The organism is Pseudomonas sp. FME51 (assembly GCF_014897305.1).
In genome coordinates, this window is the sequence record NZ_JABUYN010000010.1 from 12,806 (window position 1) to 26,893 (window position 14,088).

11 protein-coding genes and 2 pseudogenes are annotated in these 14,088 nt (G+C 60.5%); 1 reads left to right on the plus strand and 12 read right to left on the minus strand.

Features of this window, described 5'->3' with window-relative positions; translation table 11 throughout:
• Nucleotides 1-2: 2 nt before the first annotated feature.
• The 6 genes and pseudogenes from INT39_RS22850 to INT39_RS16435 all read right to left on the minus strand — a co-directional run bounded on the left by INT39_RS22850 (nt 3) and on the right by INT39_RS16435 (nt 5,234).
• On the minus strand, nt 3-890 hold the full coding sequence (locus INT39_RS22850; protein WP_319021376.1) for a MotA/TolQ/ExbB proton channel family protein: 888 nt from the start codon (nt 888-890) through the stop codon (nt 3-5).
• 17 nt (nt 891-907) lie between these two features.
• A complete protein-coding gene (locus INT39_RS16420) occupies nt 908-1,234 on the minus strand; it encodes a winged helix-turn-helix domain-containing protein (RefSeq protein WP_193075087.1) in 327 nt (108 codons plus the stop codon).
• Nucleotides 1,234-1,782 (minus strand): hypothetical protein, encoded by a 549-nt coding sequence (locus INT39_RS16425; protein WP_193075088.1) that lies wholly within the window; start codon nt 1,780-1,782, stop codon nt 1,234-1,236. The genes INT39_RS16420 and INT39_RS16425 overlap by 1 nt, the downstream gene beginning before the upstream one ends.
• A gap of 256 nt (nt 1,783-2,038) precedes the next feature.
• Nucleotides 2,039-2,566, minus strand: a pseudogene (locus tag INT39_RS23030) (methyl-accepting chemotaxis protein); the annotation flags it as partial.
• A gap of 339 nt (nt 2,567-2,905) precedes the next feature.
• Nucleotides 2,906-4,378, minus strand: a pseudogene (locus INT39_RS23035) (HAMP domain-containing protein); the annotation flags it as partial.
• 112 nt (nt 4,379-4,490) lie between these two features.
• Entirely contained in the window at nt 4,491-5,234 is a 744-nt protein-coding gene (locus tag INT39_RS16435) for a murein L,D-transpeptidase catalytic domain family protein (RefSeq protein ID WP_193075090.1), read from the minus strand.
• Between the two features lie 158 nt (nt 5,235-5,392).
• Between INT39_RS16435 and INT39_RS16440 the strand changes: the two genes are divergently transcribed.
• Nucleotides 5,393-7,030 (plus strand): L,D-transpeptidase family protein, encoded by a 1,638-nt coding sequence (locus INT39_RS16440; RefSeq protein ID WP_193075091.1) that lies wholly within the window; start codon nt 5,393-5,395, stop codon nt 7,028-7,030.
• 2 nt (nt 7,031-7,032) lie between these two features.
• Here the strand turns inward: INT39_RS16440 and INT39_RS16445 are convergent, their stop codons facing one another.
• The 6 genes from INT39_RS16445 to serS all read right to left on the minus strand — a co-directional run bounded on the left by INT39_RS16445 (nt 7,033) and on the right by serS (nt 14,050).
• Complete coding sequence (locus INT39_RS16445) at nt 7,033-8,040, minus strand: ArsA family ATPase (RefSeq protein WP_193075092.1); 1,008 nt, start codon at nt 8,038-8,040, stop codon at nt 7,033-7,035.
• A gap of 9 nt (nt 8,041-8,049) precedes the next feature.
• A complete protein-coding gene (locus INT39_RS16450) occupies nt 8,050-8,331 on the minus strand; it encodes a cory-CC-star protein (RefSeq protein WP_193075093.1) in 282 nt (93 codons plus the stop codon).
• Nucleotides 8,328-10,004: a carbon starvation protein A gene (locus INT39_RS16455; RefSeq protein ID WP_193075094.1), complete on the minus strand. Its 1,677-nt coding sequence runs from the start codon at nt 10,002-10,004 to the stop codon at nt 8,328-8,330. The genes INT39_RS16450 and INT39_RS16455 overlap by 4 nt, the downstream gene beginning before the upstream one ends.
• A 123-nt stretch (nt 10,005-10,127) precedes the next feature.
• Complete coding sequence (corA, locus tag INT39_RS16460) at nt 10,128-11,192, minus strand: magnesium/cobalt transporter CorA (protein WP_193075095.1); 1,065 nt, start codon at nt 11,190-11,192, stop codon at nt 10,128-10,130.
• A 12-nt stretch (nt 11,193-11,204) separates the two neighbouring features.
• Nucleotides 11,205-12,599: a siroheme synthase CysG gene (gene cysG / locus INT39_RS16465; RefSeq protein WP_193075096.1), complete on the minus strand. Its 1,395-nt coding sequence runs from the start codon at nt 12,597-12,599 to the stop codon at nt 11,205-11,207.
• Between the two features lie 167 nt (nt 12,600-12,766).
• A complete protein-coding gene (serS, locus tag INT39_RS16470) occupies nt 12,767-14,050 on the minus strand; it encodes a serine--tRNA ligase (protein ID WP_193075097.1) in 1,284 nt (427 codons plus the stop codon).
• Nucleotides 14,051-14,088: the final 38 nt, after the last annotated feature.

Below are 14,088 nucleotides of genomic sequence, written 5' to 3' on the forward strand. Positions count from 1 at the left end.
GGTCAGCGAGCCTCATCCATCTGCCGGGACACCGTGGCCAGCAATTCGGCGCAGAAGTTGTCCAGCGTGCCAACGAAGCCGTTGATGTCGCGGGCAAACTTGTTGAAGATCATCACCGCCGGTATAGCGGCGAACAGGCCCAGTGCCGTTGCCAATAGCGCCTCGGCAATTCCCGGGGCGACCACCGCCAGGCTCGCGGTCTTCATGGTGGCGATACCCGCGAAACTGTTGAGAATCCCCCAGACCGTACCGAACAGACCAATGAAAGGCGCCGTCGCCCCGATGGTCGCCAACACGCCCATCATGGCCCCAAGCCGGGACAGGTCCCCTTCCTGCACCACGCTCGCGCTCAGCGACATGCGTTGCAGCAAGCGATTGATCTGATCAGCCGTGACGTTGCTGCCCCGGTGATGATCGAAATGCTTCAGCTCAGCCTGTGCTGCCTGCCAGATGCGACCGACCGCACTGCAGCTGGCCTGCTCGGTCAGCTGGGCGGTATCCCGGTGGCGGAAGGCATTAATGAATGCCCGGTTACGTCGTCTGGCGGTAGAGAAGGCCCAGAGCTTCTCGAACAGAATCGCCCAGGTCAGCAGCGAACAGAACACCAGAAATAGCATGACCGACTTCACGACCAGGTCGGCCTGAACGAACATCTCGCGCACACCAAAGCGCTCAACAACGGTCCCCGCGAAGGGCTCGGCGGCAGCGATGTCCGCAGGAGCGACACTATCGCCGGATTGTTGTACCGCTGGGTTGACGGTAGCGGCAGGTGTCTGGGCCAATGCCAGACCGCCGGTCAGGCCAGCTATACCCAGTAGCGTCAATAGACTCATCAGCCGCAGCCTTGCCTGCCAGCTACCCGCCCGCGATCGAAGTTTATTGATTTCCATGTGAACCTCGTTTGTTGTTATTGGTTGTTGTCGAAGCCAGAGGCATCCGGATTCAGGGGAGCGAGAATGGCCTGCAGCGCCATGACATAACGGCTGAAGGCAGTACGACCTTGGGCGCTGAGACATACCCGGGTGCGGGGCTTGCGGCCGGCGAAATCCTTTTTGACCAGCACGTAACCCGCATTCTCCAGCGTAGTGAGATGCGCGCCGAGGTTGCCATCGGTAGCCTCGACGATGGCGCGCAGCGCCACGAACTCGAGCCACTTCCCCGCATCCAGCGTGTTCAGCGCGGCCATGACCTTCAGCCGGACCGGCTGGTGAATGATTTCATCCGGTGTCTGCATCACAACGCCCTGAGCCAGAGGCCGGAGACGATCAGAGTGCCCCCGCAGGCGAGCGTCATCCAGGGCCAGAACACCGGGAGTAACAAGAGATAGCCACCCAGGCACAGGATGCCGAGCAGCAAACCGATGACCATATAGCGCGGCCGCAACTGGATACCGCGCAGAATGTACAGGGTCGCCAGCAACATGGGCGCAAGCATGGTGCCCTGCTCCGGCGTGAGGGGCCAGAAGATGATATTGAGGGCGAGGCAGAACAGCAGAAAGGTCCCGATGACGGCCAGATAACGCCAGGCGACGCGGGCTCCGTCGGCACCGGTACGGCTGGCCATCCAGGTGCCGACGCCTATGGTGACGAAAACGACCACTATCCAGATTGGGATCAGGTAATCGCGGAAGCAGGCGGTGAGGGCAAATCCGACGACATAGGCCAGCCCCCATAGTAGCAGTTGTCCGGATTCGGCCTGATAATCCTGGAAGCCGGCGGCGCGATGCCGGATCAAATCAATTTCACGCAGCGCCTGGGCGGCCTCTTCAACGGTAGTGGTCATACCGGATCTCTTTGTTGTTATTTTGTAAAGTACTCTATGCGACAGAGAGATCAAAATCAACAACTGTCTCGGAATGGATTAATTAAATATTGTGACCCACCTCACAACTACGCGCGATTTCTGTCAGCCAGGCGGCACTCTGGATATCGAACCGGAAGCCGGTGATACTCTCGGTTCCAAGCTCGTAAAGGGGCTGCCGCCTTTTCTCCGCTTCTGCTGCGTCTTGCTCAGCAGTACGGTGAGAATGGGGAAGTGATTAAACCTTGAACTCTGCCGCAGCCTGCTGCACCTGAACGGCGAGCTGTTGCTGGGTCTGGGCACTGGTGGTCAATTCGGTCATGGCTTCGGCGGTCTTCTGCGACTGCACATGGATACCCGCGAGCTTGTCGCCCATACGCTGCGCCCGGTGACTTTCTTCCATGATGGCAGTGTCGATCTCGCCACTGGCGCGGGTAATGTCCGCCACCTGATCGCGGATGGCTACCAGCAGGCACTCCGCCTGGGAGGCGCCCCGCAAGCATTGCGCGGCCGTATCCTGCTCCTGGGCCAGGCCCAACGCGGCTTCACTGACGGTGCTGCGAAGCCGGTCCAACATGGCCTGAATCTGCCCGGTGGCGTCCTGGGTGCTGCGCGACAGGCGCCGCACCTCATCGGCCACCACCGCGAACCCGCGTCCCTGGTCCCCTGCCCTGGCCGCCTCGATAGCGGCATTCAATGCCAGCAGGTTGGTCTGTTCGGCTACGCCTTCGATGGTATCCAGCACCGAAACAATATCGCCCGCGGCCTGCTGCAATTGCTCCATGCTGTCGCAGGAACTGGTCACCTCGCCGGCCAGTTGCTGAATCATGCGGCTGACTCCGGAGACCGAGTCGTAACCCTGCTCGGCGCTCTGATCGGCCTGCCGCGCCTTGCTTGCCGACTCGCCGACCAGCCGCGCCACATCACGAATGGACTCCTGCAGCGCGGTAGATTCGGCATCCAGTTCGGTCAGCGCCTTACGCTGCTGCAGCGCGACATCCCGACATTGCTGACTGGTGCTGACGTTGCGGGTGGCCGCGTCGGCAGTCTGCTGCGAGGTCGAACGGATGCGGGTGATCAGGCCAGCGAAGGTTTCGAACAGTTGATTCAGGGCCTGGGAGATGGCGCCGATCTCATCATTGCCGCGATCGGGCATGCGTCCAGTCATGTCGCGCTGATGCACGATGGCGGTGATCGAAGCCGACAGCCGGCCCAGCGGGTTGGCCACCATTCGCGTCAACAGCCAGGATGCTCCTGCGGCGATCAAGCCCATAACCAACACTGCCAGCAGGATACTCAGCATGATCTCGCTGCGCATGGCACCCACGGCTCCGTAACTTTCCTCCAGCGACTGCTCGGTGATCAGCGCGAAGGTGGTGTCGCCAACCTGCAGGGGCTGCCAGCTCATCAGCACGGTCGTGCCGAAGGGATTGGTCATCTGTCCCAGACCGGATTCGCCGGCAACGGCGCGCTGTACCGCCGGGCTGTCGAAGCGATAGCGGCCGCTCAGCGCCTGATGCCGCTGCATATCCGCCTGCATGTCGGGTTGCTGGGCGGAAAGGTCCAGCTTGCCGAGCGTCTGTTCGGGCTGGGTCAGCACCGGCCGCGGCTCGGTAATCAGACGCCCGTCCGGTGCAACCAGATAGGCATCGCCGGTGACACCCAGGCCGATATCCTGCCAGTTACCGTCGGCGGTCATCAGCGCCGTGAAGCGTTCGGCGGGCAGTTGCACCACCAGATAACCGAGGGGCTTGTCCGGACTGTAGACCGGATGCTGCACCGGCACCCCGAAAAACACGACCTGCTCGTCGAAATGGCCGGCAAACAAGGAAAAGCGCGACACGCTGAACTGATCAGGCCAGGGAGCAGCAGCCATCTCCGCAACCAGCTCACCCAGCGCAGTCTGGGCGAAAGGTCCGTCCTTCAGCGAGCTGGCGAATACCGGCCCCTTGTTGACGCTGTAGATCACGTCATGGCTGGCCGCGTCGACCAACATCAGATCGTGGTAACCATAGCGAGTGGCGATTTCCCGGAAGCTGGCCTGATAGCGCAGGTGCTGCTGGCCGTAGATGGTCGCGTCCTGCGGATCGATCATTTCACCCAACTGCTCGGCCCCGTTGGGATTGTTTGCCATATAGGCCTGCTGTAACAGCAATCCTTCCAGCCGGATGGCCGCCAGCCAATCAGCGACAGGTGCCGTTTCGCCCCGGGTCCGCTCGTGGTAGATCGGCTGGTAATGTTCCGAGTACCAGTCGCCCATGCTCTGCTGCAACTGCTCCAGCTTCGGCGAGGTGACCTCGTAGCGGTAGGAAACGAAAGGGCGAACGAAGCCGTAGATGGCTTCCTGGGTCATACGACTGTTGGCCACCGATAGAAGCAGATCATGATGGCTCTGCAGCTGACTGCTGACGCTGCCCTGGCGACCGGCCGCCACCGCCATGAACTGCTGCTCGACGGTGCGCCCTACCGCCTCGCTGCTGCGATCGAGCGCCAGCCATCCGGTAATGCCGGAAGAAACGACAACAGCCAGGATCGTCAACAAGGACGAGCCCAGCATCAAGCGGGTGGATATCTTCATGGGGGGCAACACACCAAGTACCGAATGTGCGTTGCATGCTAGGGAAAATGGGTTGCAATTTGATGACAAACCGGCAACTGGCCATCACGCCATTGCCGGTCTGCAGGGCGCTTCAGCGGGCCGACACCAGCATATTGCTGTCATCAGTGACCGGGCAATTGATGAACGACGAAGTGGCCAACCAATGATCATCCGGATACCAGGAAAACATGAACTGGCCGCCCTTCAGACTATCCACCACCATGCTCGCCACTTCCGGGCGTACCGCCGGGCAACCATGGCTGCGACCGATGCGGCCATGGCGCTCGATCCAGCTGGGATCAACATAATCGGCGGGATGAATGACGATCGCCCGCTGGCGGGCCAGGTCATTGATGCCCGGCTCCAGGCCATCCATGCGCAGGGAATAGCCGTGCTTGCCGAAGTAGCTTTCCTGGGTGCGGAACAGGCCGATGCTCGACTGATGGCTGCCCTCGATATTGGAGAAGTTGCTCGCCAGGTTATCGCCCGAGCCCTGGCCGTGGGCGACCAAATCCTGCAGCACCAACGTCCTGGCCTGCAGATCGAAGATCCACATGCGCTGCTCGGTAGACGGCAGAGAAAAATCGATGACAGCCAGACGCTTGGCAGGCTCGGCGCCGCTGTTGACAGCACACTGCATGGCCGAGACGGCCGTCAGCAGCACCTGCGGATTCAGCTCGGGTGCCTGGGTAGCCAGCGTGCTGGCCAGGGTGGTCTGCGTATAAGGTTGCGCAGGTGGATGGGTGATGGCGGTTTCCATGGCGGCACCGGGGCCGCCCACAAGTGCAAGACAGGCAGCAGTCAATACGCCAACGCGGCGTAGACAATCGAACATCAAATAACCCCTCGACTCAAAGAAACTGAGCCAACAAAAAAGCTGGAAAAACAGGTCGCTACCCGGCTTCTTTGAAAAACCACGCGTGGCGTTGCCTATACTGCATCAAGGCCGGATGAATGGAAGCGCCCCCCAAATTGTGAGTGGGAGATTACCTGTTGCTCAAAAAATGTACAGTGCTATTCGTCAGTTGCCTTTGCTGGACCGCGGTACCCGCCAAGGCAGAATTCACCGTCAAGGTTGCATTGACGCCCATCCAGGAGAGCTTGATGCACGGCACTGCCCTGCAGTGCGAAGGGTTGCCGGAACTGCGCAGCATGCCAACCGGCGAGGCCCTGGAGCAGCTCTACGAGGTCAATGGCTACATTTCCATCTGGCAACAAGAAGAGCGGTTGCAAAGCCTGCAAGAGGAGTTGCTCGAGCTGGCGACCGATGGGCTGAAGCCGCGGGAATATGCTCTTGCCTTTACCGACCCGCCCGAAGATGTCTGTGCAGAACTGCGGGTGACCGGCGCTTATCTGCAAGCATTGGAGCATCTGAGCCGCGGCCGTCTGGATCCCGAAGACCATGAACCCATGTGGCACCCGAAGGATTATCCGCCACCAGTGGAGCCGACCGTTGCAGAACTGGGCCGCTATGGGCTAGCAGATATCTCCCGCGCATTCGATCATGCTCGCCCCACTCTGCCCCAATACGTGGAACTACGCCGCGCCTACCGACAGATGGACCGCGAACCGGTGATCTTTACTGCCTTTCCCGAGGGCCCGTCGATCAAGCCGGGAGCGACTGATCAGCGTCTGCCCCAACTGGCCCAGCGGCTCATGCTGGAAGGTTTTCTGCCATGGGAAGACCCTTCTGCCGGCCCACTCACCGACCCGATCAGCTCGGTTGCTGAACCGGTACGCGCTCAGCCGCTGAGCTACGATAGTCCACTGCAACAAGCAGTCCGGGCATTCCAGGTCGCCCATGGTTTGCAAAGCGACGGCATTGTCGGTCGGCAGACGGTGGCAGCGCTGAACGTTACCCCCCAAGAGCGTCGGCTACAGGTACTCATCAACCTGGAACGCCTGCGCTGGTTGGAGGCCAGGCGGGATCAACATGTGTTGCTGGTCAACTCGGCCGGCAGCACCGCGGTCGTACTCCAGGGCAACGATGTTCGCTGGGTGTCCCGGGTGCAATCGGGCACCGCCGACCGAGCCACCCCGCTGATGGTATCGCGCATCAACCGGGTTACCCTCAATCCCAGCTGGACCATTCCGCCAACCATTTTCCGCAAGGATAAACTGCCACAGATCCGCAGCAATCCGGCCTACTTTGCCGAGCGCAATCTGCAGGTGCTGGATTACCAGGGCAACCGGTTGAATCCGGCGGATATCGACTGGTACAACCCCCAGGGTGTGCTGTTGCGTCAACCACCGGGGCCAGAGAACCCGCTCGGGGCCATGGTATTCCGCTTCGAAAATCCCTTTGCCGTATTCCTCCACGATACGCCCAGCCGGTCGCTGTTCGAACGGGCTGCGCGGAATGTCAGCTCCGGCTGTGTGCGGGTGGAGCAGGCAACGGAACTGGCGGATTATCTATTCGATAACCTGGACGCCAGCGAGCGGGAACGCATCCGCAAACTGCAAGCCACCGGAAAAACCCATGAGATCCGGGTCAGGAATGGCCCGCAGGTGATCCTCGGCTACTGGACCGTGCAGGTGATGGAGGACGGCAGCCTGCGCTATCTGCCTGACCCCTATCACATGGATGAGGCACTGGGGAAAGCCCTGAGCGCCGCCCTTCGGGAGGATTGAACTCAGAAGCCCAGCGCCGCCAGACGCTGGGCGATCGACTGCAGTATTTCCAGCCCCTGGACATCGGTTTCCAGCCAGGGCAAGCGCGGACGGGGCAGTTGGCTCAGTTCGGTATCAATGCGCTGCAGATACACTGCTTCCTGCTCGCGGCGGCGGCGCAGAAAGTCGCCATCGGCCTGCTCGGGAATGACCCGATTGACCAGTGTCGCAACGACGGGAATGCCCACTTCCGCGAGCGTAGCAACTGCCCGTACGGTTTCCAGAATGGGCAGCCGCTCGGGCGTCATTACGAACAAAAAACCACTGATCGCAGGATCTTCCAGCTTGCGCCGCGCCTGGTGAAACAGCCGACGACGGTTCATCAGGGTTCTGGCGACATCCCGTGATCGCCGGTCCACGGTACTCAGCGAATCCTGCTCCGGATCGTCAAAGGGCGTGGCGATATCGCGCCCCGCTTTTGGCGTCAGGTGCTGCAATACCTTGCCCAGCTCGGCAGATTTGCGATTGTGTGACAGCAGGCCATCGGTCCAAGCGGCCATGGCTTCGGGCAATGACAACAGGCGCAGTGTATGACCGATGGGCGCGGTGTCGAAAATGATCAGGTCATATGCGCTGTCCGGGTCATTGATCAACCGGGCAATGCGCTCCAGCAATGCCGCTTCCTGAGTACCCGGGGACTGCCGCGTTAATTGCATCTGCCGCTTGAGTTCGCCGAGCATTTCCGGGGCGGCAAAGCCCTTCATCTGCTCCATTACCCGCTTGAGGTGGCTATCGACCTCGGCATCCGGATCGATTTCCATGGCGTCCAGATTCGGCAGTATGCGGCGTGGCTTGTCGTCCAGTTCACGGGCGAAGACGTCACCGAGGCTGTGGGCCGGGTCGGTGGACACCACCAGGCAACGCCGACCGCGCTCGGCGGCGAGTACCGCCAGCGCAGCCGACACCGTGGTCTTGCCCACGCCACCCTTGCCGCCGACCCAGACCAGCCTACGGCTCAACAGATCAAACATGGGATTCTCTCAACAGCAACGAAAGTGATCCAGCGGCGAATGTTCCATGCCCATGCGCCGGTGCCAGTCGTGGAAGCGTTCCAGCAAGAATGGCTGCAGCTCCAGTGTGTAATAGGCGGCCGGGTTCGGCACACCCATCATCTCGGCAAAGACCAGCAGCATGAACAGGTCATCCTCATCGCGTCGAGCCCGGGCAATCGCGCCCCGATAGCGGCTGCTGTAGGCCTCCTCGAGGAAGAAGCGGGCCTGGTCAAGCCAGCCCCGCTGCTTCGGCTCCCGGCCTGTGGTCACGGCTGCTCCTGCGCCGCAATGGCGCGGTGCCGCTTGAGCGCCGAGACGCATTCCATGGCGACCAGGATCGACGCGACCAGCACCACCAGGTCCAGGGCCAGCAGGAAGTAGTTGCCCTGCTCGTAGAAGGTCCGCACCTGGAGCACCAGCGCGATGACCGTCATTACCAACACGAAGCACAGGGGCACCAGGGTATACCTGATCGGTCGACGCAGGTGGACCAGCATCACGGTGATGACTAACAGCGTCAGGCCCGCCAGTAACTGGTTGGTGGTGCCGAACAGGGGCCAGATCAGCATGCCGCCGGAGCCATCTGCGCCACCGGCGCCAAAGGCCAGCAACAGGCAGGAAGCAATCGCCAGGATGGTCGCCGGCAGCCCCTTCTTCATCCACTCGATATTGTAGATATCACCCCACTCCTGGAATATGTAGCGCTGCAGGCGCAGGCCAGTATCCATGGTAGTGCCGGCGAACAGCGCAGCCATCACTGTCAGCATGGTGGCCGCCAGCACATCGGATACCCCCATGGCGTTGGAGATAATATAGGCACCGCCCTGCACGAATGCAGTCACCCCGCCCTGGCCGAACGCGGAATACATGGCCTCCCAGTCTGCCAGCGAGGCAAATCCGGCCGAAGCCACCAGAATCGCCGCCAGGGCCAGCATGCCCTCGCCCACCGCACCGAAATAACCAACGAAACGAGCATCGGTCTCGCGGTTAAGCTGCTTGGAGGTAGTGCCTGACGAAACCAGACCGTGGAAGCCGGAGATGGCACCACAGGCAATGGTCACAAACAGCAGCGGAAGAATGGATGGCGTACCGGCCGGCACGTTGTCGTTGAACATCGGCGCGATCATGCTCGGGTTGAGCAGCACGATAGCGGCATACAGAATCAGCAGCCCGACGAACAGTTGCAGGCCGTTAATGTAGTCTCGGGGTTGCAGCAGCATCCACACTGGCAATACCGAGGCGACACCGGCATAGAGGAACAGCAGCAGGATCCAGACGGCGTTACCAGACATGCCAGCGACCTCAGCTGGCATCTGAACCGGCACTGACGGCCCGAGCAGAATCAGACCATACAAGGCCGCCACGCCGACGACCGATACCGTGATCAGACCAATCTTGCGCCGATAGATCAGTTGTCCGATAACCAGCGCCACGATAATCGCGCCCCACACCGGCACGACTGCCGAAGGGAAGGACATCATCAGGTTGGCGATCACCACGGCGAATACCGCGTTAACCATCAGCAGCAACAGGAAGATGACGATCATGAATATGCTGCGTGCCCGCTTGCCGACCACATCACCGGTCAGCGATCCGACGGAGCGGGCCTTGTTGCGGACACTCGCCCAGATGGCCCCGGCATCGTGCACGCCAGCGAAGAAGATGGTACCGAAGACCACCCAGAGAAACGCCGGCGCCCACCCCCAGATGACCGCGATGGCCGGCCCGACAATGGGCGCAGCCCCCGCCACCGAGGTGAAATGATGGCCCCAGAGAACGTACTTGTTGGTGGGCACAAAATCGACGCCGTCTTCCAGCTCATGAGCAGGCGTACGAAAGTTCGGATCCAGACGGAATATCTTCTCGGCGATGAATTTGGAATAGATGAAATATCCCAACGCCATCAGAATCAGTCCTACCGCCAATACCAATACTGCGCTCATCCCATGCTCCTTGTTTTTATTTGTTCATGGCCAATGCAATATAGCCCATGATTAGAAGCGAAGCTGCATATCAGGTGCAATCCTGAATCGGACGCTGGGGTCGCCTGGTGCAACTGTCTCGCGTCAGATCCAGCGTCGCCTGCGAAAGAATACCAGCAGACCGACAACGATCACCAGCATCAAGGCCATCACCGCTGGGTAGCCCCAACGCCAGCGTAATTCCGGCATTACATCGAAATTCATGCCGTATACCCCGACGATGAAGGTCAGTGGCATGAACAGGGTGGCGAAGATCGTCAGCACCTTCATGATTTCGTTCATGCGTTTGCTGATACTGGATAGATACAGATCGAGCATGCTGACCAGTAGTTCGCGAATGGTGTCGATGCTGTCCATAACATGGATGGCATGGTCATAGACATCGCGCAGGTAGAGCCGGGTTTCTTCGGAAATCAGCGTGCCTTCGTCTCTGCTCAACCGGCTGAGCACTTCGCGCAATGGCCAGATCGACTTGCGCAACAACAGCATCTCCCGTTTGTAGTGATGGATGCGCGCCAGGGTGTCGGGGCCGGGTGCGTCGATCAACTGGTCTTCCAGCGCCTCGACCTGCTCGCCGATGTATTCCAGCATTTCGAAATAATGATCCACCACTGCATCCAGCAGCGCGTAGGCGAGATAATCGGTGCGCATGAAACGGATACGCCGGCCGGCCCGCAGCCGTTCGCGCACTCCCTCGAATACATCGCCCGGGCGCTCCTGGAATGACAGAACAAAATTCGGCCCCAGCACCAGGCTCAGCTGCTCGGAATGAATCTGCTGCCGCCCCTGGTCGGACTGCAGCATGCGCAGCACGATATAGAGATAGCCCTGATAATCTTCCACCTTGGGCCGCTGGTCGGTATTGAGGATGTCTTCCATCACCAATGGATGCAGTTCGAACAGCGCCCCGAGCTTTTCCACTATTACGGCGTCGCTGACACCATCGACATTGAGCCAGAGGATGCGCTCGGCGTCTGTCTCCCTGGCATAGCTATCCAAATCCTCGATGACCGATTCGGACAGCTCGTCAGGGGTATAGCCGATCAGGCGGATGGCCGCGCTGTCCGGCTTGTGCTTGCCGATATGCACCAGTGTCCCGGGCGGTGCCCCGACCTTGGCCCCGCGCCTGACTACCAACTTGCGTGCCATATGCTCTCCGGATCAGCCTTGTTCTGGTGTGTCGAACCATTTCAACTTGTCGCGCAGACTCACCACCTCACCAACGATCAGCAGGGTCGGCGGCTTGATTTCAGTCTGCTCGACCAATGCCGGCATACTGGCCAGTGTACCGGTCAGCACCATCTGGCTGGATGTGGTGCCCTGCTGGATCAGTGCGATGGGCGTGGTTGGAGCCCGGCCATGCTGGATCAATTGCTCGCAGATCACCGGCAGCCCAACCAGCCCCATGTAGAACACCACCGTCTGCCCCGGTACCACCAGCTCCTGCCAGGGCAGATTGGTGCTGCCGTCCTTGAGGTGGCCGGTAACAAAGCGCACCGATTGGGCGTGGTCGCGGTGGGTCAGCGGTATACCGGCATAGGCGGAACAGCCGTTGGCGGCGGTGATACCCGGTACCACCTGAAAGGGAATGTCATTGGCGGCCAGCTCTTCTATCTCCTCGCCACCCCGGCCGAAGATGAAGGGATCGCCGCCCTTCAGCCGCAGCACCCGCTTGCCCTCCTTAGCCAACCTTACCAGTAACTGGTTGATCTGCTCCTGGGGTACCGCATGATCGGCGCGGGCCTTGCCCACATAGATACGGTCCGCGTCACGCCGGCACAGATCGATGATGGTATCCGGCACCAGCCGATCATGCAGCACCACATCGGCCTGCTGCATCAGACGCAGTGCGCGGAAGGTCAACAGGTCCGGATCACCCGGCCCGGCACCGACCAGATAGACCTCGCCCCGGTAGGATTGGCCCTTCTGCTCCTGCAGACGCTCGATCAGCAGTTGCTCGGCTTCGGCATCACGCCCAGCGAAGACCCGCTCGGCGATATCGCCCTGAAAGGCATCTTCCCAGAATACCCGGCGTTGATTGATGGTCGGGAAAGCGGCCTTGACCTGGGCCCGAAAACGTTGGGCCAACTGCGCCAGACGTCCCCAGGAATGGGGGAACAGCGTTTCGATACGCGCCCGGGTCAGACGCGCCAATACCGGTGCGTGACCGCCACTGGAGATTGCCACCACCAAGGGTGAGCGATCGACAATGGCAGGAAAGATGACAGTACAGTGTTCGGGGGCATCAACCGCATTCACCGGCAGGCTGCGCGCCTGGGCATCACGGGACACTTGAGCGTTGAGCGCGTCATCATCGGTGGCAGCGATGACCAGTTGTACGCCATCGAGGTACGCTGGCTGATAGCCCTGCAACACCCCTTCGCCGGCCTGCTGTTCGAGCAGCTCAAGCAGTTGCGGCTCGATCTCCGGTGCAACCACGCGCAACCGTGCGCCGGCTTCATTCAACAGTCGAGCCTTACGCAGTGCTATGTCACCCCCGCCGACCACCAGTACCAGGCGTCCACGCAGGTTATGAAACAGTGGCAGAAAATCCATATTTACCCCTCTGGGTAGCGACACGCGAGATTCTCGACGAACTACGAACACGCTCACATATTCTTCGGGAGCGGCCCGTGTGGAGAGGCCATAACCGCTCCCACAAAAACCATATCCGGCATCAGGCGGGTCAAAGGCTCTTGCAAAAGGCCGTTCTGCTACCGCCCTCAGCCGATCCGCTCAAGCCCACCCATATAGCCACGCAGCACTTCCGGCACGATCACGCTGCCGTCAGCCTGCTGGTAGTTTTCCAGCACGGCAACCAGTGTGCGGCCAACTGCCAGCCCGGAACCATTCAAGGTGTGTGCCAGTTCTGGCTTGCCGGTTTCCGGGTTGCGCCAACGGGTCTGCATGCGCCGCGCCTGGAAGTCGCCACAGCTGGAACAGGAGGAAATCTCGCGGTATTTGTTCTGGCTGGGAATCCATACTTCCAGGTCGTAGGTCTTCACTGCACCAAACCCCATATCCCCAGTGCACAATGCCAGTGCACGGTACGGCAGACCGAGACGTTGCAGCACGTCTTCAGCATGACCGGTAAGCTCTTCCAGAGCGCGCATGGAATCATCCGGACGCACGATCTGCACCATCTCTACCTTGTCGAACTGGTGCTGACGAATCATGCCGCGGGTGTCACGTCCGGCAGAGCCGGCTTCACTGCGAAAACACGGCGTATGCGCGGTCATCTTCACTGGCAGGCTGCTGGCATCGAGGATACTCTGACTGACGATATTGGTCAGTGACACTTCTGCAGTAGGAATCAGATAGAGATCGCGCTGGTCGCCGCCGCGCGGCACCTTGAACAGGTCTTCTTCGAACTTGGGTAGCTGACCGGTACCCAGCAGTGCGTCGGCCTGCACCAGGTAAGGTGTGTAGAACTCTTCATAACCATGTTCATTGATGTGCAGATCCAGCATGAACTGGGCTAACGCACGATGCAGTCGGGCGACAGGCCCGCGCATCAGCGCAAAACGCGCGCCGGACAACTTGGCAGCAGTCTCGAAATCCAGATACCCGTGCAGCTCACCGATGGCGACGTGGTCTTTGACCTCGAAGTCGAACTGTTGCGGCGTGCCCCATTTGCGCACCTCGACGTTATCCTCTTCGCTCAGACCGACCGGTACGCTGTCATCCGGCAGGTTGGGGATGTTCAGCAAGATGTTATCGAGTTCGGTCTGAATGCCGTCCAACTCCTGCTTGGCGGCGTTCAGTTCCTCGCCCATACGATCGACATCCGCCAGCAGCGGCTGGATATCCTCACCACGGGCCTTGGCCTGCCCGATCGACTTGGAGCGGCTGTTGCGTTCGGCCTGCAGACTTTCAGTGCGGGTCTGCACCGACTTGCGGCGTGCCTCCAGGGACTCGAGCAGACTCACGTCCAGTTCAAATCCGCGAGTGGCAAGACGTTCAGCAATCAGTTGGGGTTGGCTACGGACCAGTTTTGGATCAAGCATCGGGCATCATCTTATGGTTGCGGGTGGCAGCCTGGCGA